Genomic DNA, 21,574 nt, shown 5'->3' on the forward strand with positions numbered 1-21,574 from the left:
CCAAGACGGGAAGACCTCGCTGGAGGGTTGCCGATTGTGGACGGTCAGCTAACCGACACTGCTCGACCGCCCCAACTCCAGCGCGACCACTCCCGCGATGATCAGGACGAGGCCGCCGACCTGGATCGGCGACAACGACTCGCGCAGGAACACCACGCCGATCGTGGCGATCAGGGCGACACCGATCGCGGACCACACGGCGTAGGCCACGCCGATGTTCATGCCCAGCTTGAGCGCCTGCGAGAGGGCGAAGAAGGAGAACGCGTAACCGACCACCAGGATCACCGTCGGTACGATCCGGGTGAACCCGGCCGACGCGCGCAGCGACAGCGTGGCCGCCACTTCGGAGAGGATGGCGCCACCCAGCCAGAACCACATCACCTCGGGGACAGCTCGATTCTCGTGTCGTGGAAGGTCGGTGCGCCGCCGAGATCGGCGTCGCGCACCGCCGTCACCGCGTTGACCGTGTTGCCGCCGGTGCTGCGCCGGGCCCAGTAGGCCTTGAAGGTGAAGGCGACACCGGGGCGGGCCGCATCGTCGACCGCGACCGCCGCGTCGAAGGCGCCGTTGGCGTTGTGCACGCTCACCGCCGCGCCGTCGGCGAGCCCCCGCGCGGCCGCGTCGTCGGGATGAAGATGGATCCGGGGCGGACCCATCTTCTTTTCGTGCCACGGCAGCGAGCCGAACGTCGAGTTGAGGAAGAACCGCCCGGCCGCCGCGATCAGCACCAGCCCGTCGCCGTGCCGCTGCGCCGGCGGCGTGTAGCCGACCAGGGGGTCGACGCCCTGCCTGGCCAGCGCCGGCTGGTGCAGCCGGGCCCGGCCGGTCGGCGTCGGAAAGCCGCCCTTGGCGAACGGCGCGCTGCCCACCGCGACCCCGGTGGTGCGGGCATAGGTGCGCTCGGCCAACTCTTCGAACGTGACCGGCCCACCGGCCAGCACCTGGCGGACGATGTCTTCGTCGCTGTCGCGCAGCCGTGGGTGGTCGAGCCCGAGGGCGGCCGCGATCCGCCGGAAGATCTCGGTGTTGGGCAGCGCCTCCCCCGGCGGAGTCGTGGCCGGCAGGTTGAGCGTCGTGTAGTGGTGCCCGTAGGAGCTGATCAGGTCGAGATGCTCCGGCTGCATGGTGGCCGGCAGCACCACGTCGGCGTAGTCGCAGGTGTCGGTCCAGCGCTGCTCCAGCACCACGGTGAACAGGTCGGCACGGTTCAGGCCGGTGCGCAGCCGGGTCTGGTCGGGCGAGGTCGAGGCCGGGTTGGCGTCGAAGACCACCAGCGACGTGACCGGCGGGTCGGCCTCGCCGGTCAGCACCGCGGCGAGCCGGCTCATGTTGACCTCACGGGCCGACGGCTGCGGCAGGTCGGCCGGGCGCATGACCGGGGCCGCCGGGGCGGGGAAATGCCCGGACGTCATGCACAGGGCGCCACCGCCGGGATAGCGGAAGTCGCCGGTCACCAGGGGCAGCGCGCAGATCGCCCGGACCGCCTGGCCGGCGCCGGCGTGCCGCTGCAGGCCGAGGCCGACCTTGATGGCGGTCGGCCGGGTGGTCGCTATGCGATCACCGAGATCACGCAGCACGGCCGGGTCGAGCCCGCACTCGGCGGCGGCCCGCTCGACCGGCCAGTCGGCCAGCCTCCGCTCCAACTCCGGCCAGCCGTCGACGTACGCGTCGAGCCACTCGCGGTCGGCCGCGCCGGCGTCGACGACGTGCCGCATCAAACCGAGGGCGAGCGCGCCGTCGGTGCCGGGCAGCGGAGCGATGTGGGTGTCGCTGCGGCCAGCGGTATCGGTGCGCAGCGGGTCGATCGCGACCACGTGTGCGCCGCGGCGGCGGGCCTCCTGCACGAACGGCCACAGGTGCAGATGCGTGGAGAGCAGGTTGGCGCCCCACAGCACGATCAGCCGGGCCTCGACGATCGACTCGGGCTCGAACCCGACCATTCCGCCGTATAGCGACTCCAGCGCCGCGTTGGCCGCCGCCGTGCAGATCGTGGTGCGCAGCCGGCTGGCGCCGAGGTGGGCGAAGAGCCGCTGGCCCATCGAGTAGCCCTGCACGTCGCCCATCGTGCCGGCGAAGTAGAACGGCAGGATCGACTCCGGGCCGTGCCGCTCGATGCTCGCTGTGAGGCCGGCCGCGACCCGGCCGACCGCCTCCTCCCAACTGGCCGGCCGGAAGGCGATCGGGCCGGCGCCCTTGGGGCCGACCCGCACCATCGGCCGGGTCAGCCGGTCGGGGCCGTTGACCGCGTCGAGATAGCGGTTGACCTTGCCGCAGAGCGCGCCCCGGGTGAACGGGTGGTCCGCGTCACCCCGGATCTCGACTGCCCGGCCGTCTTCGACGGTGAGCTGCCAGGTGCAGGTGTCCGGACAGTCGAGCGGGCAGGCGCCGCGGTGGGTGCTCCGAGCCATGCCCCGGATGCTACGTCAGCCCCAGCGACACCATCTCTCGCATTTCCCGCAGGTCAGCGGCGGGGTCGGTTTGCACGGGACGGCCCGGGGAAGACGGCCGGCATGGGATTTATGGATCGTCTGAAGAGCATGGCCGGCAAGCACGACGACAAGGTCGACCAGGGCATGCAGAAGGCCGGCGACAAGATCGACGAGCGGAGCGGCGGTAAGTACGGCGACAAGATCGACAGGGGTGTCGACGAGGGCCAGAAGCGCACCGGCGAGGGCGACACGATGCCATAACCGTCTCGGGTTGCCGTAGCTTGCTACGCATGGCAACCCTGGACGACGTGTCCCGGTTGGCGGCGCGCCTGCCGGAGACCACGGAGGTGCGGCGGCACGGCAACCGCGCCTGGTCGGTGGCGGACAAGGTCTTCGCCTGGGAGCGGCCGTTCAGCAAGGCCGACATCAAGCGATACGGCCCCGAGCCGGTGCCAGCGGGCGTGATTGTCGCCACCGCGGTGGGTGACCTCGCCGAGAAGGAGGCGGTCCTCGCCGCGGGCACGCCCGGCGTCTTCACCATCCCGCATTTCAACGGGTACGCCGCCGTGCTGATCGCGCTCGACGAGGTCGCCGAACCCGCGCTCCAGGCGGCGCTCGTCGACGGCTGGCTGGCCAAGGCGCCGAGCCGGCTGTCCGCGGCCTACCTGGCCGCCGAGCCGTAGAGCGCACCCAGTGCGTGGTAGGCCAGCTTGGGCTCCCACCCGCCGCCGCGCTTGACCGCGACCACGCCGTAGGAGGCCAGGTCCAGGTCGTGCCGCGGGTCGTCGGGTAGATGCGGCAACTCGAAGCCGGCGAAGGTGAACCAGAACGCGCCCGCCACCCCGACGGCGTCGAAGACGGCGTCCAACTCGTGCAGGTAGCGCACCTGCTCGGCCTCGTCGCGCACGTACTCGGCGGGGATCGACCGGTCGTCCTGGACGATCGTCCAACCCAGACCGCCGCGGTCGGCCGCACCCCGGTAGGTGCAGCAGCCGAACTCGGTGACCACGACCGGCTTGCCGAACCGCTGGTAGGCCCGCAGTTCCTCGGTGTAGGTGCCGGCGTTGTCGGCGTCGCGATAACCGTCGACCGAGACCACGTCGAACTGGTCCCACTCGACCTGCTCCCAGATCCCCGACGCGTAGGTCAGCCGCCCACCGAACACCTCACGGGCCCGCGCCACCGTGTCCCGCTGCACCACCCGGGCCCGTTCGAAGCCTTCCAACACGGGTGTACGGCCTTCCCGGGTCGCCCAGGTCGCCGGGCTCATCATCGTCTCGGCCCGCTCGGACAGCCCCGCACCCGGCACGAAGCCCTTGCTGAACAGCGTCATCTCGCACCCGAGCACGAGCACGACCTCGCGCTCCACGGCCGTCCGCAGCTGCTCGGCCTTCTCGGCGGCGCGACGCAGGTGCTCGACCAGCTCGTCGGGGGCGAGGTTATAGGGAAACGGCGAGAACCACACGTCGAGCCCCGCGGCGGCCGCGTGCCGGCCGGCGGCCAGGATCCGGTCGGGATCGTCGCCGGAGATCCGCACCGCGGTCGCGTGCAGGTCACCGGCGATGACCGCCATATCGCGCCGCACCGCGTCGTCGTCGAAGCTGGACCGCGTGTGGAAGTCGTCGAGCGTCTGGCCGGTGTCGTAGTTCAGCCCGCGGATCTCCATGATCCCGACGCTACGCCGTCCTAGGTCTCGACGAGGTTGTCCAGCGCGCCGGCGAGCAGGCCGCGGGTGCGCTGCAGCGCGGCGATCGAGCCGTCGAGCTCGCGGATCTGGCCGCGCAGCCGCTCACGGGCGGTCGGGCAGGCGGTCAGCACCCCGTCGCGATCGAAGCAGGGCAGCACCTGCGCCACCGCCTGCAGGCCGAGACCGATGTCGAGCAGCAGCCGGATCCGGCGCACCTCCTCGACCGCGCACTCGTCGAAGTCGCGGTAGCCATTGCCGAGCCGCCGCGACGACAGCAGGCCCAGCTGGTCGTAGTGGCGTAGCGCGCGGGTGCTGACACCGGTGCGGTGAGCCAACTGATTGATGAGCATCATCGCCTCTTGACCTTCACACGGGTGTCAAACCTTACCGTCCAGCCATGCCGATCGAACTCTATCCAGCGGACCCCCGACAGCGGTTGATGGCGTTGTCGACCCTGATCAACACCGTCGGAATGGGACTGTTCCTGTCCGCGGGCACCATCTTCCTCATCCGGTCGGCCGGCCTGAGCCCGGCCGCCGCCGGCATCGGCCTGACCGTCGGCTCGCTGATCGGCTTCGGCGCGGGGGTCTTCGTCGGCGACCAGGCCGACCGGCGCGGTGCCCGCTCGGTGGTCATCGCTTCCATGCTGGTCGAGGCCGTCGCCAGCGTCAGCCTGCTGCTCGTGCACGACGTCGCGACGCTGATCCTGGTGGCGACCGTCGCGGCGGTCGGCCGGGCCGGTTCGGGAAGCGCCCGCGGCGCGTTGATCGGCGTGCTGGCCGAGCCGGGCAAGGGCGCCGCGCTGCGGACCTACCTGCGCGCGGTCACCAACGTCGGACTGGCCGTGGGCATGCTCGGGTCCGCGGTGGTGCTGGCCATCGACAGCCGACCGGCGTACGTGATGCTGGTGCTCACCGACGCCGTCACTTTCCTGCTCGCCGCGGCCGTGCTGGCCCGGCTGCCACACCTGCCACCGACCCGGACCGCCGCGGCCGGGCCGGACGAGGCGCGCTGGCTGGCCCTGCGCGACCGCCGCTACCTCAGTTTCACCGCCGCGTCGTCGGTCGCGAGCCTGCAGTACTGGGTGCTGGTCCAGGCGCTGCCGGTGTGGATCGTCCTGCGGACCGCCGCGCCCCGATCGATGGCCGCCCTGGTGCTGTTCGTGGCCGCGGTCACGGTGGCCATCGCCCAGATCCCCGCGACGCGGTCGATCGACGGCCCACGTACGGCGGCCCGGTTGTTGGCCCGGTCCGGCCCGCTGTTCCTGGTGGCCTGGGTTCTGATGGCCCTGGCGTCCGGCCCGTCGGCGTGGATCGCGGTCGCCCTGCTGCTGGTCGCGGTGCTGGTGCACTCGCTGGCCGAGGTGTGGCAGGCGGCCGGCACGTTCGAACTGTCCTTCGCGCTGGCCCGGCCGGAAGCGCAGGGCCAGTACCAGGGCGTCATCGGGCTCGGCCACGGCTTCGTCGAGGCGGTGGCACCGGTCATCGTCATCACGCTGTGCATCGACGGCGGCCGGGCCGGTTGGGTGGCCCTGGCGCTGATCGTCACGGTGGCCGGCTTCGGCTGCGCGCTCATCGAGCGGCACTGGGCCCGCGCCGCGGTCGCCTAGGCTTCCAACCGGATCGCTACCCTGCGCGTGTTACCGGCGTGAATGGCTTCGACGGCTTCCGTGAGTTCGTGCAGGCGCATACCGGCGCGTGGTCGCGGCTGGCCTACGTGCTCGCCGGCAGCCACGCGGGAGCCGAAGACCTGGTGCAGACCGCGCTGCTGAAGACCGCCCGGGTCTGGCACCGGGTCCGCCGCTACGAGCAGCCCGAGGCCTACGTGCGCCGCGCGATGTATCACGCCGCCGTTTCGCAGTGGCGGCGGCGGGGCGAGTGGCCGGTCGCCGACGTGCCGGACCGGGCCGCACCGGACGACCCGATCGACGGCATACCGCGCCGGATGGCCATCGACGCCGCGCTCGCCCAACTCACCCCGCGGCAGCGGGCCGTGCTGGTGCTGCGCTTCTACGAAGACCGGTCGGTGGCGGAGGCCGCCGACATCCTCGGCGTCACCGTCGGCACGGTGAAGAGCCAGACGGCGTACGCGCTGGAACGGTTGCGGGTCGTCGCACCCCACCTCGTCGAACTGACCATTGAGGAGGCCGGCCGATGACCGGGCTGCGCGAACACTTCGCCGAGACGGCCGCCTCGGCCAAGCACTACGACGTGACCGAGGTCGTGCTGCGCCGCACCCGGCGACGGCGTCAACTGACTCGGGCGGCCGCGGCCGCCGCGGCCATCGTGGTCGCGACGTCGGCGGCGGCCGTGCTGACCAGGAGCCCCGCGCTGGCGCCGGCGGTCACCGAGATCGACGCGACCGGCACCGCGACGCCGGGGCGCCTCGGCTGGTTGCCGCAGACCTTCGGCCTGCCCGGCATGGGTGACCTCCCGGTGCTACCCGCCCTGCCGGCCGATCGGGGTGTCGGCGAGGGTGCGCTGGTCTACCGGCGCGGCGGGAAGGAGGCGCTGCTCACCAGCGACGGCACGAGCTACTCGGTGCCCGGCGACGTGCGCGGGCTCTCGCCCGACGGCCGCTGGTTGGCCTACGGTGCCGGCGGCGAACTCGTCTTCCGCTGCCTGCTCGACACCCGGACCCGGCGGGCGGCCGACAGCGACGTCGCGGGCTGGTCGGCCGACGGCACGCGGGCCGTGCTGGCGCCGCGGATGCCGGGTGGGCTGCCCACGCCGGTCGCGGCGGTCCTCGACCCGGCCGACGGCACCAACCAGACCCTGCCGATCCCGGACCCAGAATGGTGGGGGCCGCGCGGCCTGTCGCCGAGCGGCGAACTGCTGCTGACGCCCCGCCACGAGTTCCCCTCGACGAGTGCCGGGCCGCCGGCACCGTTGTCGACCACGGCGCAACCGGACGTGTCGACCACCGGGCTGCCCGAGGCCGCCTCGACCACGGAACCGGTGGCCACGCCCGGGAAGCTGCCCGGGGTGCCGGACGATCTGGGGTACGCGGTCGGTTTCGTCGAGCCGGTGACGCACAAGAGCCGGTCGGTCGCGATCCTGAGCGCGCGCATCGGGTTCGGCGAGCAGAGCTACTGGAGCCCCGAACGCCTCGCCGTGACCTGGATGCCTGACCGCCTGCTGTTCCAGGCGCTCACCACGCTCGACTCCGCCCAGTCGTTGCCGGCCGACGTGTTCGAGATCGATCCGGCGACCGGCGGCGCGCTGCGCCGGTGGCGACTGCCGCCGGTGACCACGCTCTCCGACCCGTTCCGCAAGCTGATCACCGCGTTGCCGGACGGCATCCTGCTCGGTGTCAACGACGGCGCCGAGCCGTGGCTCAGCAAAGCGCTCGAGGTGCTCGACCCGGTGACCGGTGCCCGGCGCACCGTGCTCACCATGCCCCCGGGCGCCGAGTTCGTGCTGACCCGCGGTGGCGCCCGCCCCTATTAGCGCACCGCCTGGAGGGTCCAGCCGCCCTGGGCCTCGACCTCGATGACCTTCAGGTCGGGCGGCAGGTCGGCGGTGCCCCGGTAGCGGCCGATCTCGTTGACGAACAGGCCTATCCGGTCGTCGTCGCCGTAGCCGCGGACGACGAAGTTGGCGCGGCCCGTGTGCGTGGCGGTGATCTGGGTGCCGAGCCGCTCGGCGTCGGGCACGAGGAACACGGCCGGCTCGCGGCCGGACGCCTTGCCGGTGAACGTCGGCGCCTTGGTCAGGTCGCGGAGCACGATCTTCCAGGCGCCGTCGGCGCGGACCCGGAAAGCGGCCGGCGCTTCGCGCTCCATCAGGCCGACCGTGCGGTCGCCGGCGTAGGCGCCGATCGCGTTGACCACCAGGCCGATCGGCTGGCCCGAGTGGTCAAGGGCCTCGACCATGAAGTTGGAGTCACCGTCGTGGGTGATCGTCGCGACGTAGCCAGCGTCGGGTTCGAGCGCCACCTTCGTCGTCTTGTCGCCGCGGCCGCTGATGGTGACGGTCGGTGCGACCACCCGGGGTGGCTCGGGCTCGGCCGACGGTGTCGCCGGCGCCCGCTCGGGCGGCGCCCAGGGCAGGGCCGGCTGCGGTGCCGCGGGCACCGCCCGCTGGCCGGCCTCGTGGAGTGCGAGCACGAGGCCAGTGCCGCCGAGGGCCACGACGAACGCGAACACCACGGCGCCGCCGACCAGCCAGGGCCAGATCGGCCTGCTGGGCCGGGGCGGGATGGGTGGCGGTATCGGCTGGCCGTAGCCGAACGGCTGGCCGTAGCCGGGCGGCGCGGGCGGCCCCGGCGGAGGGGTCGGCTGGGTCACCGCCGCACCGTATGACACCTCGTCGATCGTCGCCGCCCCGCGGCGATCACCGGTGGATCACGAAAACGGCTCGGCCGGGTTGACCCGGCCGAGCCGTCGAGGTGGGGTGATCGACGGGACTCGAACCCGCGACCCCCGGGACCACAACCCGGTGCTCTACCAGCTGAGCTACGACCACCACGTCGACTCTCGCCGGCATTCCGCCGGGCGAGGCGCCGACCAATGATAGCCATAGCCCGCCCGGTGACGTCGACAGGGTTGTCGCTTACAACTCCGCGGCGATCGCCTTCGCGCTTTCGACGTCGGGGCCGGGCAGCGGGACGAAGATCGTCCGGCGGTAGTACTCGAGCTCGCGGATGCTCTCCCGGATGTCGGCGAGCGCCCGGTGGGCCAGGCCCTTGGCCGGCTGACCGAAGTAGACCCGGGGGTACCAGCGCCGGCATAGCTCCTTGATCGAGGAGACGTCGATCATGCGGTAGTGCAGGTGCGCGTCGAGGCGCGGCATGTCGCGGGCGAGGAAACCCCGGTCGGTGGCGATCGAGTTGCCACACAGCGGTGCCGTGCGCGGGTCCTTGACGTACGTCGAGATGTAGGACAGGACCTGGTCCTCGGCCTCCTCCAGGGTGACCGCCGAACGGCGTACCTCCTCGGTCAGTCCCGATTTGGCATGCATGTCGCGGACCACCTCGGGCATGCCGTCGAGCTGCGCGTCGGAGGCGTGGATGACCAGGTCGACCCCATCGCCGAGGACCTGCAGATTGGGGTCGGTCACCAGTGCCGCGACCTCGATCAGCGCGTCCTTGCCGAGGTCGAGACCGGTCATCTCACAGTCGATCCAGACCAGAAGATCAGCCACGATCGACAGCCTACGCGCAGGTCCGGGTCCGCGGCCTCCACTAGGCTGCCGGGCGTGCAGGCAGTAGCCCCACCTCTGAAGATCAAACCCGGCACCGCGCGCCGGGTCGCCCTGGTGACCGCGCTCACCGCCGCGTCGGTGGCCTTCATCTGGCTGTACGCGGCCCGCCGGGACTTCTTCGACCTGCGCATCTACGTCAGCGCGCTGCGCTGGTGGGCCGACGGGCACCCGCTCTACGACTACGCGCAGCCCGACCGGGTGCAGGGTGAGCTGTATTTCACCTATCCGCCCTTCGCGGCGCTGCTGCTGCGCCCGTTCGCCGCGGTGCCGGTCGGCGTCACGATCGGGTTCTTCTGCGTGTTCACGGTGGCGGCCGTGGCGGTCGCGTCGTGGTGGTTGACCGCGCCGGTCGCCGACCGCCGGGGCCTGCCCCGCTGGCTGCTCGCCGGCCTGCTGTTCCCCGTCGCGCTCGCGGTCGAGCCGACCCGCGAGACCTACTTCTTCGGCCAGATCAACATGGTCCTGGTCCTGCTGATCCTGGCCGACTTCTGCTTCGGTTCGCCGAGGAAGTGGTTCTGGGCCGGCGCCGGCGTCGGCCTGGCCACGGCGATCAAGCTCTTCCCCGGCATCTTCATCCTGTATTTCCTGGTCACCCGCCGCTGGCGGGAGGCGGCGGTGTCGGCTCTTACCGCGGTCGGGGCCACTTTGCTGGCGGCGGCGGTGGCGCCGCGTGACTCGTGGCAGTTCTGGACCGACTCGCTGTTCTCGACCGAGCGGGTCGGTCGCACCGATTACACGGGCAACCAGTCTCTGCAGGGCCTGTTGGCCCGCCTGGTCGCACCCGACGAGCCGCCGAAGGCCTGGTGGCTGCTGCTGGTCGTGGTGGTGACCGCGGTCGGCATGTTGCGGGCGGCGCGGGCCTTCCGGGCCGGCGACGACCTCTCCGGCGTGACGCTGACGGGTCTGGTGGGCGCCCTGGTCAGCCCGATCACCTGGCCGCACCACGTGTTCTGGTTCCTGCCCGCCCTGGTCGTCCTGGTCGACTCCGGGCGGCGGCGCGACCTGGCCCTGGCCGGCGGGACGCTGGCCGTCGCCCTCTACGGGGTGAACACGTTCATCGACTGGGGCGTGGCGCCCGACCCGACCCGCACGGTCGGTGATTTCCTGCTGCGCAACCTCTACGTCCTGGCCGCCCTGGCCCTGGTCGCGCTCCTCCCCGCGCGGCGGGTGGGGCTCCGCCAACCCGTAGATCCGCCCAGAAAGGGACAGAACTAGCCAGTAGCCACTGGAAGGGTTAAACTAGCATTAACTAACGGATCTACTTCTCCGGTTGCACCGTTCCCCCGGTGAGAACGGCCCTTCGCGTCGGCAGCGCGAAGGGCCGTTCTGTTCTTCCCGCCCCGGGTCAGCTCGCCTGGTCGGTCGGTGTGGCCCGGTTGTCGCTGGCGGGGGCCTGGCGCTTGGTGGTCGCCTTGGTCGCAGGGCGCCGGGTGGTCGGCCGCTTGGCTCCCAGCGCGGCGACCGCGGTGTGCGCCGGGCCCGCCTCGGTGGTCTCCGGCGCCGGCAGCCCGGCGGCCGTCTTCCGCCGCCGCGGCGGCTTCGTGGTGGCCGTTAATGGGGTAGCCGTCTCCGCCGGCTTGTCGGCCGTCTCCGCGCTCGGCTCTTCGGTCGGGCCGGCCTTGCGCCTCGGTGCGCGGGTCGCCTTCGGCGCCGCCGGATCGGTGGCCTTCTTCGCACGGGTGGCGCGCCGGGCCGGCCCCTTGACGCCCTCCTCGGCCCCGCTCGTGCTCACCTCGGCACCGGTGCCAACCGGCGCACCCGCCGCGGCCGGCCCATGCGCGGCGGTGGTGTCGTCCCGGTCGGACCCGGTCGACTCGATGACCTCGGTGCCGGTCGTGGTCGCCTCGGCCACCGCGGAATCGACCGGCTCGCTCCTGACGGCCGTGGCCGCCGCGCCTTCGACCGACCCGATCCTGCCGGCCTCGACCACCGCAGTTTCGACCGACTCGCCCCTGGCGGCCGCGGCTGCCGCGCCTTCGACCGACCCGATCCTGCCGGCCGCGGCCACCGCGGAATCGACCGGCTCGCTCCTGGCGGCCGTGGCCGCCGCGCCTTCGACCGACCCGGCGGTAACGGCCTTGACCACTGCAGTTTCGACCGACTCACTCCTGGCGGCCGTGGCCGCCGCGGCTTCGACCGACCCGATCCTGGCCGCCTTGGTCGCCGCACCGCGGCGCGACCCCTTCGCCGTGGTTGCCGGCGCGGATGCATCCGGCTCCAGCTGACCGGTTGTCGCCGTCGTCGCGTTCGCGGCCGTCGTGGGCGCGGTCTCGGCCGACCCGCTCGGCATGCCGACCGCGTCCGTCGCTGCCGTGGCCTCCTCGGCCGGTTCGTCCAGCAGCGACTTGCGCGCCGGCCCGCTGGCCCTCCTGGTCGTCGCGGCTTTCGCCGCCGTTCGGGCCGGGCCGGCCTCCGTCGCGGGCCGCGTGTCAATCTCCAACGCGTGCCTGCCGGGCGCCGACTCGGTCAGCTTGCCCGCGGACCCGTTCGCGTCCATCGCGGACGCCGCCGACGCGGCCAACGCCGAATCCGCCACCGCGCCCACGGACCCATTCGCGTCCATCGCGGACGCCACCGACGCGGCCAACGCCGAATCCGCCACCGCGCCCACGGACCCGCTCGCGCCGGCCTGAGCAGCCGCAGCGTCCGGCGCCATCCCGGCCGCCCCACCTTCTACAGCCTCGACCACTCCGCTCCCCGCGCTGTCGGTTGTCGCCTCCATCGGTTCGGTCGGCGAGGTCGCCTCGCGTGGCTGGGGTGTGCGCTTGGGCGCCGTCCTGGTCCCCCGGGCCGCGCGGGACCGGGTCGGAACGATCGGCCGGTCCGGGCTCTCCCCGGTCGGCTCGGTCGCCGTGTCGACGAACACGACCGGGCGCTTCTTCGCCGCCGTGCGAGCGGTCCGTTTCGCCGGTGGCGCGGCGTCCTCGCTCGGCACCGACCGCAGGTGTGCGACCTTGGCCGGCACGCCGCCCTCGCCGTCGGAGCCTGCGGATCGCTGCGCCGGCGTGCGGGTGTCCGAGTCGCCCTCCGTCTCCGTCCGTGGCCGGGGCGTGGCGTCGGCCGGGCGGGTGGTGGGGATCGGCAGCGCCGTGGCCGACCCGGAGGGCGCGCCCGACGTCGGCACGGCCTCGACGGAAAGCTGCGCCGCGACGGCGCTCACCCCGGGCAGTCCGGCCAGCCGGGCCGCCTCGGCGCGGGACCAGGTGCTCGCACCTTCGGACGCCGGCGGCCAGGCGGCCGACGGGCCGGGTTGGGCCGGCGGCCACGCCGGCCCGGACGGAGCCGGCACCGCCACACCGGCGCCGGCCAGGGCGTCGGCCAGCGTCGCCGGGCGGCCGGGCGTGGTGTTGTCGGAAGGCCAGTCGGGCCAGGAGCCGTCGGCCGGCCGCTCGGCGCCCGGGAGCACCGGGACCGGTGGGGGCACCTCGCCGGCGGGCAGGGCCGGCCAGACCGGCGGGGGGCCGGCCGGGGTCGCCTCGCCGGTGGTTGCCGCCGCGAGCCGGGCCGATACCTGGGGCACCTGGCTCGGGTCGACCACGAAGACCACCTCGCGGGTGCGGACCGGCCAGACCAGCGCGGCTATCGCCGAGCTCAGCAGCAGCACGCCGAGCACCAGCAGGCTCCAGGCGGTCGGCGGGAGCCAACCCGAGCGGGAGGATGCCCGCAGGTCGACGGTCAGGCCGGGTGCCGCGTCGACGCGCATCACGACCAGGCTCATCTCGCGGCCGTCGAGCTCACCCGCCGTGAAGTCGATCGTGCCGCTGCCCTGGCGGGTCCAGAACGACTGGGTGCCGGGGGCCGCGTCGGACGCGGCCGGGCCGGGCGCGCCGGTCGCGCCGACCGGGGTCAGCCGCACCGGCAGGGCGCCGCGGCCCACGGTGAGCGCGTCGACCCGCGTGTAGTCCGCGCCGGCCAGGTAGTCGCGCACCGCCGCGGCGGGTGCCAGGCCGAGGAAGACCGGGCCGCTCCCCTCGCGGACCGTCAACCGCATGGCGGTGTCGCCGGCCCGCACGAACGGGGCATTCTCGCGCAGCAGCGCGTCGACGTCGGGCACCACGATCGCCCGGCCGGAGGTGGAGACGGGTTCCAGCGAGCCGCTGAACGCGCCACCGGCGTCGCGGTGCTGCATGAGTGTCCACAGTGCACCGCCGACCAGTAGCACCGGCAGTCCGATTGTCAGCAACACCAGACCGGCGACCGTGCGTACGACCCGCATCAGCGTCTCCCCCTTGATCGCGTTACCGGACAAACTGTACCCAACGTGACGATCCGAACACACGACGCAGATGGCGTGGCACGCAGACAAAGAAAAACCCGCCGGTCGAGGGGCACTGCCCTCGACCGGCGGGACCGGAGAGAAAAAACGGCTAAGAAGCCTTGCGGGTACGCATGAACGCCAGCCCGCCGAGCACCAGCCCGAGCACACCGGCGACCAGACCGGCGATCCCCAGGCCGACCGAGGCACCGGACGAAGACGAGGAGGAGTCGGAGTCGACCGCGGCGGCGGCCACCGTCGGGCCGGCGGTCGGCGCCGCCGCGTCAGCGGCCTTGGCCAGCTTCAGCACCGGCGCCGGGTTCTCCGGCTCGTCGCCACCCTCGACCGGCTCGTCGATCCACCGGACGATCTCACCGTCGGAGTAGGTCTGCAGCGTCTTGAAGATCATCTGGTCCTTGTCGGGCAGCGGGCCCATCGAGACCGGGAACTCCTGGAACTGACCCGGCTTGATCTCGGCACCGGCGGTCGCGGTCCAGGTGATCTTCGCGACGACCTCGGTGACCTCGCTGCCGTGCACGTTCAGCGGCGTCGACAGCTTTCGGTTCTCGACCGCGACCGTCCAACCCGGAACCGGCATCGTCGACACCGACGCGACCGGCGCGTCCTCGGGCAGGTTGACCTCGAGTTTGGTGGTCGACGCGGTGTCGCTCTCGGTGGGCACCCGGAACGCCACCCGCCCGTACCCGCCCTGGGTGGCCGAGTTCGGGTTGACGGTGACGTGCGCGAACGCGGGCCCGGCGATGCCGAGCGCGACCACGACCGCGGCGCCGCTGAGAGCGGCGGCCTTGGCCAGCCGGTTACGGATCATTGGGGGAAGCCCTCCTAAGAAACGGGCACGGTGGCGGTCACCGTGGCCTGGTCGATATCGGATATCCGCACGACGAACTTCAGTTGCCACTGCCCGGCCCGGGGCAACTGGACCGCACCGGTGGAGTGCGTCGGCGCGAGCCCGAGCAGCGGAACGTCGAGGGCCTCGATGCCGGCCGACGGCAGCGACGCGGTGCCCTTCCACTCGACGACCACCTGGGGCTGGTTGTCCTTGGTGTACGCGTACAAGTGGATGTCGTTGTTGCCGACCTTGGCCGGATCGACCTCGACCTGCAGGTTGAGCAGGTTGCTGGTGGTGATCATCTCGGAGTAGTAGCCCGGCTGCTCCGCGACCGCCGCGTTGGCCTCGGCCGTGCGGGCCGGCGTGGTCTGCACCAGCGTCGCCGACAGCGCGAGCACGACCGCGGTGACACCGAGTTCCGAGAGCACGAGCCGGCGGATCGGGCGGGGGTTGTCGGGCGCGGTCCGCTTGCGCACCAGGTTGCGGGAGAACGCCGCGACCCCGATGACGGCCCCGAACAGCACGACCTTGGCGATGATCAGCTGCCCGTACGACGTGGTGAACAAGGCGTTGATCGTCGCCACCTCGATCAGCGCCTGCACGACGCCGGCGAGGAAGAGCACCGTGACCGCGAGCGTCGCCCAGCTCGACCAGACCGGCAGGATCGCGCCCAGCTCGCGCGGGTTGGCCTGGCGGAGCAGGAAGGCGCCCAGCATGACCAGGCCGCCGAGCCAGATCGACATGCCGGCCAGGTGCGCGATGTCGACCACGACCGAGACCGACGGCACCTCCGAGGCGCCGGGGTGGCCGGAGAGCGGCCAGGTCGCCAGCCCGACGACGCCCAGGATCGCCAGCAGGGCCCGGTCGGCGACGCCGCTGCGGCCGGCCAGCAACGGCCGCAGCAGGAAGGCCGCGGCGGCCAACACGCCGAGCCGCACCAGGTGCGCCGTGCCGAACGTGCTGCCGAGCACGTCGCGCAGCGCGGCGCCCTCGAAGTAGCCGCCGCCCGTCGAGTAGGGCGCCTGCAGGAACAGTTCGCCGACGGTCGAGACCGCGACCAGGCCCAGGCCGGCCCAGGCCAGCCGGCTCGGGTCGCGGCGGGCCAGCCGGTGCGGCCAGAGCAGCGCGAGCACCAGCGCCGGACCGATCAGCAGCACCAGGCCGGCGTACCCGAGATATTTGACGACCGGGTAGCCGATCTTGAGGAACGTGCTCTCCGCGACCACCGGTGTGTTGGAGTCGGTCGGCGCCGCCGACGGCGCGCCGACCGAGTAGGTGAAGGCGCCGGCGATCGGGTGGCTGTCGGCCGAGATCACCCGGTAGTTGACCAGGTAGGTGCCGTTGGCACCGCCGGACTTGAGCGCGATGGTGACGTTGGCGCCGTCGAAGGTCGCCTCACCCGTGTCGGCGCGCGAGCCGTCCGGCGCGATCACGTGGATCTTGTCGGGCACCTGCCGGACGCCCTCGCTGAAGGTCAGCACGACCTGCGGCGGCGGGGTCGGCACGACCGAGTTGGCGGCGGGGCTGGTGCCCTCGAGCACCGCGTGCGCGCTGGCCGGGGCGGCGGGTGCCAGGAAGACGGCCGCCCAGCCGGCGACCAGCGCCGCGACGACGACGAAGCGCGAGACGATCCGGCTCACCCGCGACCTGCCGCGGTCGCGGGAGCCAGCGGGGCGTTGCGCTGGCCGCGGCCGAGCGCCCACAGTGCGGCCGCCTGCGCGACGGCGGCGAGGTGGCCGATCTCGTGGATGGCGGCCGTCTGCGCGCCGACCACGTCGACGGCGCTGGTCACGGCGAGGCAGAGGGCAAGCACGAACGCGACGGGTACGAGCGCCCGGGCCCGCTCGGGACGCAGCGCGGCGAGGGCGAACCCGACCGCGAGCGCTATGTCGAAGCAGGCCATCTCGCGGGTGGCGTGTGCGCCGAGCGCGCCGTCGGGGCCGATCAGCACCTGGGCGGCGGAGATCAGTTGGGCGACCGCGAGCACACCGACGGCGATCCGCAGCACCTGGCGGCGGCCCTCCGGCTCACCGTCGCGGCGGCGCTGCTCGGCACCGACCGCGGCGAGCACCCGCACGGTGAGGTCGGGCGCCGGGACCGGCGCGGGCGTGGCCCGGACGACCTGGTCGAGGCGCTGCGCGCGGGCCAGCCAGGCCTGACAGTCGACACAGGTGGCGGTATGCGCGTCGATCTCCGCCGCGGGGGTCGGCGGATCCTCCCCATCGAGTCGCGCCGACAGCGCGACCCGGACGTGCTCGCACATCATGGTCAGGTAGTCGTCGGCGGGCAGCGATTGGTTCCCGGCAATCTCCCAGGTCCGGGTGGTGCTCGACACGGCGGACGCGGCGCGGCCGGTAAACCGGGCGAGGCGCGTACATTGGGTTGCCGTGATCCCCGCCCAGCGTGCGCCCCTCGCGGCCGAGGCCGCAGAGGTCGACGCCGCGACCCGCTGGGCCCTTCTGGCACGTGCCGGAGACCCCGTGGCGCAGGCCGCGTTCGTACGCGCGACCCAGGCCGAGGTCTGGCGCCTGGCCGCGGCGCTGGTCGATCCGGACGCCGCCGACGACGTGGCGCAAGAGACCTACCTGCGGGCATTCCGCGCGCTCCCCTCGTTCGAGGGACGTTCCAGCGCGCGCACCTGGCTCCTGGGCATCACCCGGCGCGCCTGTGCGGACCACCTGCGTTCCGTCGTACGCCGCCGGCGGCTCCGCTCGCGCCTGGAGGCGCACCCCGAGGCGGAGCGAACCGTGATGTCGGCCGCCGAGCCGGACCCGGCCCATCGCTTCGACAGCAACGAACTGCTCCGCCGGCTTCCCCCCGACCGGCGCAGCGCCTTTGTCCTCACCCAGCTCATCGGCCTCTCCTACACCGAGGCCGCGCTGGTGGAGGGTGTCCCGGTCGGCACGATCCGGTCACGGGTCGCGCGCGCCCGGGCGGAGCTCGTCGCGGTGCTCGACGAGGCGGGAGCCGGCTGAGCCCGCACGGCGAGAAACCTGGGAAAAAGCTGAGCTTTGGAACCTTTGCACGATACGGGGCGACTATATGAGCGTGACGACGTTGACCAACGGCGTGTCCTGGCCGGGCGTGCGGCCGTGGCTGGGCACCGTGGTGCGGCTCGGCCTCGCGGCCGTCTGGCTGTTCGCCGGCGCCGCCAAAGTGGGTGACCTGGCCGGCTCGGGGCGCGCGGTCAACGCGTACCAGGTGATGCCCTTCGAGGTGGCCCAGGTCATCGGCGCCGCCCTGCCGTTCGTCGAGATCACCCTCGGCCTGCTGCTGCTGGTCGGCCTCGCGACCCGGGTGGTGGCCGCCCTGTCGTCGGCGCTGCTGCTGGTGTTCATCGCCGGCATCTCGTCGGCGTGGGCCCGCGGGCTGTCCATCGACTGCGGCTGTTTCGGCTCCGGGGGCCAGCTCGCCGCGGGCCAGAGTCCCAGTTACGCGCCCGAGATCGCGCGCGACATAGGTTTCCTGGTCCTCGCCGCATTCCTGGTGATCTGGCCGCGCACCAGGGTGTCCGTCGACAGGTGGCTGGAGAGCACGACATGAGCAAGCGCCGCGATAGCAAGAGCGCAGCCAAGCTGGTCCAGAAGCAGCTCGCCGCGGAACGCCGCCGCAAGCGCACCATGTGGACCTCGATCGCCGCGGTCGCCGTCCTGGTGATCGCCGGCCTGATCGGTTGGGGGGTCTGGCAGAGCCAGCGCTCCGATGCCGGCCCGCTGGTCGCACCGGCCACGGCGACCACCACCACGGGGCCCACCGTCGGCAACGGCCCGGTGCAGATCCAGCTCTACGAAGACTTCATCTGCCCGCACTGCAAGGACTTCGAGAACACCAGCGGCTCGGCGATCAACGAGCTGGTCAGCGACGGCAAGGCCAAGGTCACCTACAACACGGTGGCCTTCCTCGACCCGGCGTCGACCACTCAATATTCGACCCGGTCGGCCGCGGCCGGGGGGTGCGCCGCCGACGGCGGGAAGTTCAAGGAGTTCCACGACGCGCTCTACGCCCAGCAGCCCGCCGAGGGCAGCGCCGGCCTGTCGAACAGCCAGTTGATCTCGATCGGCGCGAGCGTGGGCCTCAACGAGAACAGCTTCGGGCAGTGTGTCAACTCGGGTAAGTACAAGCCCTGGGTCGCCTCGGTGACCGACGCGGCCAGCAAGGCCGGTGTCACCGGCACGCCGACGGTCGCCGTCAACGGCCAGGTGATCGCCAACCCGACGCCGGACGCGATCGTCGCGGCCGTGAACGCGGCCTAATATGCGGCTGCTTCTGGCCGGCGCCGGTGCCGCTCTGGCGGTGCTGGTGCTGGCCACGCCGGCCTGGGCACACGGCGCGGACGCGCCGGACGGCACCGACTACCGCACCTCGGTCACCGCGGTGACCCCGCCGGCCGAGGGGCTGCGGGTCCGCGCGGTCGAGGCGGGTGCGCGGTTGGAACTGACCAACCACACGGGTAACACGGTCGAGGTGCTCGGCTACGACAACGAGCCCTACCTGGAGGTACGGCCGGACGGGGTGTTCGAGAACGTCCACTCGCCGGCGGTCTACCTCAACGCGACGCTGAGCGGATCGGCGACGTTGCCGCCCGCCGCCGACCCGACCCTGCCACCGCAGTGGCGGCGGGCGTCGACGGTGCCGGTGGTGCGGTGGCATGACCACCGGTCGCACTGGATGCTGTCGACGCCGCCGCCCTCGGTGGCCGCTTCGCCGACGCGGGAGCAGCGGATCCGGGACTGGGTCGTGCCGCTGCGGGTCGACGGGGTTTCCTCGATGGAGGTCCGCGGGACGCTCGACTGGGTGCCGCCGCCGGCCGCCGCGGTGTGGTGGGTCTGGATCGTGGTGGCCGGTCTGGGGGTGGCGTTCCTGGGTCTGGTCGGGCGGTTGGGCGGCCTTTTGAGATCGCTCTCGGTCTCGTCGCGTGGTGGCGCGGGCCTACCCGCTCGCTGGGTGCTGCCGGTGCTGGCTTTCGTGGCTGTCGTGGCCGGCGTGGCCGCCGTGGTCTACGCGGTGGGCCGCGAGGTCGACGCCGGCAACGACGGCTTCGGCGCCCTGGTCAGCGGCCTGTTCGCAGGTCAGATCTGGCCGGTGCTGACCGGCCTGGCCGCGATCGCGGCAGCGCTGCACGCGCTGTTCCGCCGCCCGGCCGCCGACTTCGCGCTGGCCCTGGCCGGCGTCTGCGTGGCGATCTTCGCGGGGGTCAGCAACGCGTCCGCGTTCGGCACCGGGATCGTCCCGTTCGCCTGGTCGCCCACGCTGGGCCGGTTGCTGGTCGCGGTGGCGATCGCCGCCGGCGCCGGCGTCACCGGCGCGGCCGCACTGCGCATGCGCGCGACGGCCGGGCGACCGCCGCTGCCGGGTGCCCGCCGCCCCGTGGATGACGAGCCGACCGGGAGCCCGGCGGTAGAGTCGGGCGCATGACCGAACGCCTGGGCCCCGGCGACGAGGCACCGAACTTCTCCCTGCCCACCGACACCGGCGACACGCTCACCCTGGCCGACCTGCGCGGTCAGAAGGTCGTCCTCTACGCCTACCCGGCGGCGATGACTCCCGGTTGCACCAAGCAGGCCTGCGACTTCCGCGACTCGCTGGCCTCGCTGCAGGCGGCCGGCTACCAGGTGGTCGGCATCTCCCCCGACAAGCCGGCGAAACTCGCCAAGTTCCGCGAACACGACGCCCTCACCTTCCCGCTGGTGTCCGACGAGGACAAGAAGGTGCTGACGGCGTACGGCGCCTGGGGCGAGAAGCAGTCCTACGGCCGCACCATCACCGGCGTGATCCGCTCGACCTTCGTGATCGACGAGAAGGGCCGCATCGAACGCGCCATGTACAACGTCAAGGCCACCGGCCACGTCGCCAAGCTCCGCCGCGACCTGGGCCTCGACTAGCCGGCCAGCTGCTCGTACGCCAGAATGTCGAAGGCCGCGCGCTCCCGCGCGCCCGGGGTCGTAGCCCAATTGGCAGGAGGCAAACGGTTTAGGTCCGTTTCAGTGCGGGTTCGAGTCCCGCCGACCCCACGAATGGCTGCCTGGATCCTGTCCGCCGACGCGGACATGATCCAGGCAGCCATTCGTCATTCCGATTCCGGGGGCGACCCCCGGAGACCCCACGGTGTGGTGGGCGCGGTTCGCGGTATGGGCGCGGGGTCCGACCCGACGTGGCCGTTGGGACGGATCTCGGCCGCCGGCCTTCGGCCTTGCACGGACGTCAAAGCAGAGGACTCACGATCTCTCGGCCGCGGGTTCGGGCGCCGTCGGGCCCACCCCAGAACGTGGCCTGGCTGTCTGCTGCTCGGTTCGTACGGTCGGCCAGCACATGGCGCTCGGGCCAGGACCAGCCCGTCGCCGCGCAGCGCGGCCGTGTGGTCGTGACGGTCACGCCGGCCAGCAGCGGCCGGGTGGCACTGGCCCATCCCGGCGCACGGAGCACGATCAGGCTGTGTACCAACTCCGCCAGCGGAGAGAAGCCGAACCGGATCCGCGCGACGTCGTCCGGAGCTCCATTCGATCATGTGCCACCTTTTAGTTATTTCTAAAAGGCATGCCCTTCCCCTGGGCCATGTCGAAAGCTCGAGTCATGACGGACACGGTGATATCGAGGGACGGAACTCCGATTGCCTACGATCGGCTGGGCAGCGGCCCCGCGGTGATCGTGATCGGCGGGATGACCGGCCGCACCGAGACCAGACCACTCGCAGACGAGCGAGCGTGGCTGGCGTACCGGGCAACACTGGACGCGCTACTGGCCGCGGGCCGCCGCGGCGACGCGTTCGCCCACTTCATGCGCACGCGGGCACGCCCGAAGACGACATCGACGCGGCAAAGCACTCACCCATATGGCCCCAGCTGGAAGCCGTCGCTCACGTCCTGCCATCCGGCGCCGCCTGCCTGGGTGACGGCCGACCACCGACCGACCGGCTCGCGAAGATCGCCGTACCCACCCTCGTCACCACCGGCACCGTCATCGATCCGCACATGAGCCGACTGCCCGCTGACGTCTTCGACCGTGCCGCCGACGCCATCGTCGCTGCCGTTCCGGGCGCCGAGCGGGCCTCCATCAAAGGCCAGAGCCACATGCTCGACCCGGCAGCGCTCGCCCCCGTGCTCGAACGGTTCTTCACCCACGAGCACCCGAACGCCAGCGTGGCCTGAGCGC

At 72.5% G+C, this 21,574-nt stretch carries 22 protein-coding genes and 2 tRNA genes; 13 read left to right on the forward strand and 11 right to left on the reverse strand.

What is annotated here, in order from left to right; translation table 11 throughout:
* Positions 1–48 precede the first annotated feature (48 nt).
* Both AB0J74_RS32015 and AB0J74_RS32020 read right to left on the reverse strand, forming a co-directional pair.
* Complete coding sequence (locus tag AB0J74_RS32015; RefSeq protein ID WP_363454626.1) at positions 49–378, reverse strand: multidrug efflux SMR transporter; 330 nt, start codon at positions 376–378, stop codon at positions 49–51.
* Positions 378–2,408 (reverse strand): molybdopterin-dependent oxidoreductase, encoded by a 2,031-nt coding sequence (locus AB0J74_RS32020; RefSeq protein ID WP_363454628.1) that lies wholly within the window; start codon positions 2,406–2,408, stop codon positions 378–380. Before AB0J74_RS32020 ends, AB0J74_RS32015 begins: the two co-directional genes overlap by 1 nt.
* A gap of 102 nt (positions 2,409–2,510) precedes the next feature.
* Here AB0J74_RS32020 and AB0J74_RS32025 point away from each other — a divergent pair, with 102 nt between their 5' ends.
* Together AB0J74_RS32025 and AB0J74_RS32030 are read left to right on the forward strand one after the other, a co-directional pair.
* Positions 2,511–2,690 carry an antitoxin gene (locus AB0J74_RS32025; protein WP_363454630.1) on the forward strand — a complete coding sequence of 60 codons (180 nt, stop codon included), beginning with the start codon at positions 2,511–2,513 and terminating at the stop codon, positions 2,688–2,690.
* Between the two features lie 29 nt (positions 2,691–2,719).
* Entirely contained in the window at positions 2,720–3,112 is a 393-nt protein-coding gene (locus AB0J74_RS32030) for an MmcQ/YjbR family DNA-binding protein (protein ID WP_363454632.1), read from the forward strand.
* On the opposite strand, the gene AB0J74_RS32035 is transcribed toward AB0J74_RS32030, so the two are convergent.
* Together AB0J74_RS32035 and AB0J74_RS32040 are read right to left on the reverse strand one after the other, a co-directional pair.
* A complete protein-coding gene (locus AB0J74_RS32035) occupies positions 3,091–4,095 on the reverse strand; it encodes a hypothetical protein (RefSeq protein WP_363454634.1) in 1,005 nt (334 codons plus the stop codon). The two genes, AB0J74_RS32030 and AB0J74_RS32035, sit on opposite strands and share 22 nt — an antisense overlap.
* Positions 4,096–4,115: 20 nt before the next feature.
* Positions 4,116–4,469: a MerR family transcriptional regulator gene (locus tag AB0J74_RS32040; protein ID WP_363454636.1), complete on the reverse strand. Its 354-nt coding sequence runs from the start codon at positions 4,467–4,469 to the stop codon at positions 4,116–4,118.
* A 44-nt stretch (positions 4,470–4,513) separates the two neighbouring features.
* On the opposite strand from AB0J74_RS32040, the gene AB0J74_RS32045 reads away from it, so the two are divergent.
* From AB0J74_RS32045 to AB0J74_RS32055, 3 genes are read left to right on the forward strand one after another with little or no spacing between them, the layout of a single operon-like run.
* Positions 4,514–5,725 (forward strand): MFS transporter, encoded by a 1,212-nt coding sequence (locus AB0J74_RS32045; protein ID WP_363454638.1) that lies wholly within the window; start codon positions 4,514–4,516, stop codon positions 5,723–5,725.
* Positions 5,726–5,763: 38 nt separating this feature from the next.
* Positions 5,764–6,273 (forward strand): SigE family RNA polymerase sigma factor, encoded by a 510-nt coding sequence (locus AB0J74_RS32050; RefSeq protein ID WP_363454640.1) that lies wholly within the window; start codon positions 5,764–5,766, stop codon positions 6,271–6,273.
* A complete protein-coding gene (locus AB0J74_RS32055) occupies positions 6,270–7,565 on the forward strand; it encodes a hypothetical protein (RefSeq protein ID WP_363454642.1) in 1,296 nt (431 codons plus the stop codon). Before AB0J74_RS32050 ends, AB0J74_RS32055 begins: the two co-directional genes overlap by 4 nt.
* Here AB0J74_RS32055 and AB0J74_RS32060 read toward each other — a convergent pair.
* The 3 genes from AB0J74_RS32060 to orn all read right to left on the reverse strand — a co-directional run bounded on the left by AB0J74_RS32060 (position 7,562) and on the right by orn (position 9,260).
* Complete coding sequence (locus tag AB0J74_RS32060; RefSeq protein WP_363454644.1) at positions 7,562–8,404, reverse strand: hypothetical protein; 843 nt, start codon at positions 8,402–8,404, stop codon at positions 7,562–7,564. The two genes, AB0J74_RS32055 and AB0J74_RS32060, sit on opposite strands and share 4 nt — an antisense overlap.
* A 102-nt stretch (positions 8,405–8,506) precedes the next feature.
* Positions 8,507–8,582 (reverse strand) — tRNA-His (locus tag AB0J74_RS32065).
* 87 nt (positions 8,583–8,669) lie between these two features.
* The gene (gene orn / locus AB0J74_RS32070; RefSeq protein WP_363454646.1) at positions 8,670–9,260 is read right to left on the reverse strand and encodes an oligoribonuclease; all 591 of its coding nucleotides are present in this window, start codon (positions 9,258–9,260) and stop codon (positions 8,670–8,672) included.
* A gap of 45 nt (positions 9,261–9,305) precedes the next feature.
* Between orn and AB0J74_RS32075 the strand changes: the two genes are divergently transcribed.
* Positions 9,306–10,535: a glycosyltransferase 87 family protein gene (locus AB0J74_RS32075; RefSeq protein ID WP_363454686.1), complete on the forward strand. Its 1,230-nt coding sequence runs from the start codon at positions 9,306–9,308 to the stop codon at positions 10,533–10,535.
* A gap of 130 nt (positions 10,536–10,665) precedes the next feature.
* On the opposite strand, the gene AB0J74_RS32080 is transcribed toward AB0J74_RS32075, so the two are convergent.
* From AB0J74_RS32080 to AB0J74_RS32095, 4 genes are all read right to left on the reverse strand, one after another.
* Complete coding sequence (locus tag AB0J74_RS32080; protein ID WP_363454648.1) at positions 10,666–13,536, reverse strand: hypothetical protein; 2,871 nt, start codon at positions 13,534–13,536, stop codon at positions 10,666–10,668.
* A gap of 151 nt (positions 13,537–13,687) precedes the next feature.
* Positions 13,688–14,404, reverse strand: coding sequence for a YcnI family protein (locus AB0J74_RS32085; RefSeq protein WP_363454650.1), 717 nt, complete (start codon positions 14,402–14,404; stop codon positions 13,688–13,690).
* 14 nt (positions 14,405–14,418) lie between these two features.
* Positions 14,419–16,065 (reverse strand): copper resistance protein CopC, encoded by a 1,647-nt coding sequence (locus AB0J74_RS32090; RefSeq protein WP_363454652.1) that lies wholly within the window; start codon positions 16,063–16,065, stop codon positions 14,419–14,421.
* Positions 16,062–16,760, reverse strand: coding sequence for a zf-HC2 domain-containing protein (locus AB0J74_RS32095; RefSeq protein WP_363454654.1), 699 nt, complete (start codon positions 16,758–16,760; stop codon positions 16,062–16,064). Before AB0J74_RS32095 ends, AB0J74_RS32090 begins: the two co-directional genes overlap by 4 nt.
* A gap of 52 nt (positions 16,761–16,812) precedes the next feature.
* On the opposite strand from AB0J74_RS32095, the gene AB0J74_RS32100 reads away from it, so the two are divergent.
* The 7 genes from AB0J74_RS32100 to AB0J74_RS32130 all read left to right on the forward strand — a co-directional run bounded on the left by AB0J74_RS32100 (position 16,813) and on the right by AB0J74_RS32130 (position 21,570).
* Complete coding sequence (locus tag AB0J74_RS32100; RefSeq protein WP_363454656.1) at positions 16,813–17,400, forward strand: sigma-70 family RNA polymerase sigma factor; 588 nt, start codon at positions 16,813–16,815, stop codon at positions 17,398–17,400.
* Between the two features lie 67 nt (positions 17,401–17,467).
* The gene (locus AB0J74_RS32105; RefSeq protein ID WP_363454658.1) at positions 17,468–17,968 is read left to right on the forward strand and encodes a MauE/DoxX family redox-associated membrane protein; all 501 of its coding nucleotides are present in this window, start codon (positions 17,468–17,470) and stop codon (positions 17,966–17,968) included.
* On the forward strand, positions 17,965–18,678 hold the full coding sequence (locus AB0J74_RS32110) for a thioredoxin domain-containing protein (protein WP_363454660.1): 714 nt from the start codon (positions 17,965–17,967) through the stop codon (positions 18,676–18,678). Before AB0J74_RS32105 ends, AB0J74_RS32110 begins: the two co-directional genes overlap by 4 nt.
* A 1-nt stretch (position 18,679) precedes the next feature.
* Positions 18,680–19,840, forward strand: a complete 1,161-nt coding sequence (locus AB0J74_RS32115; RefSeq protein WP_363454662.1) for a hypothetical protein — start codon at positions 18,680–18,682, stop codon at positions 19,838–19,840.
* Positions 19,837–20,307, forward strand: a complete 471-nt coding sequence (bcp, locus tag AB0J74_RS32120) for a thioredoxin-dependent thiol peroxidase (protein ID WP_363454664.1) — start codon at positions 19,837–19,839, stop codon at positions 20,305–20,307. The genes AB0J74_RS32115 and bcp overlap by 4 nt, the downstream gene beginning before the upstream one ends.
* 54 nt (positions 20,308–20,361) lie before the next feature.
* Positions 20,362–20,436: transfer RNA gene (locus tag AB0J74_RS32125), tRNA-Leu, on the forward strand.
* 690 nt (positions 20,437–21,126) lie between these two features.
* On the forward strand, positions 21,127–21,570 hold the full coding sequence (locus AB0J74_RS32130) for a hypothetical protein (RefSeq protein ID WP_363454666.1): 444 nt from the start codon (positions 21,127–21,129) through the stop codon (positions 21,568–21,570).
* The last annotated feature ends 4 nt before the right edge of the window (positions 21,571–21,574 follow it).

This window comes from Asanoa sp. NPDC049573, from assembly GCF_040676615.1.
Lineage (GTDB): Bacteria > Actinomycetota > Actinomycetes > Mycobacteriales > Micromonosporaceae > Asanoa.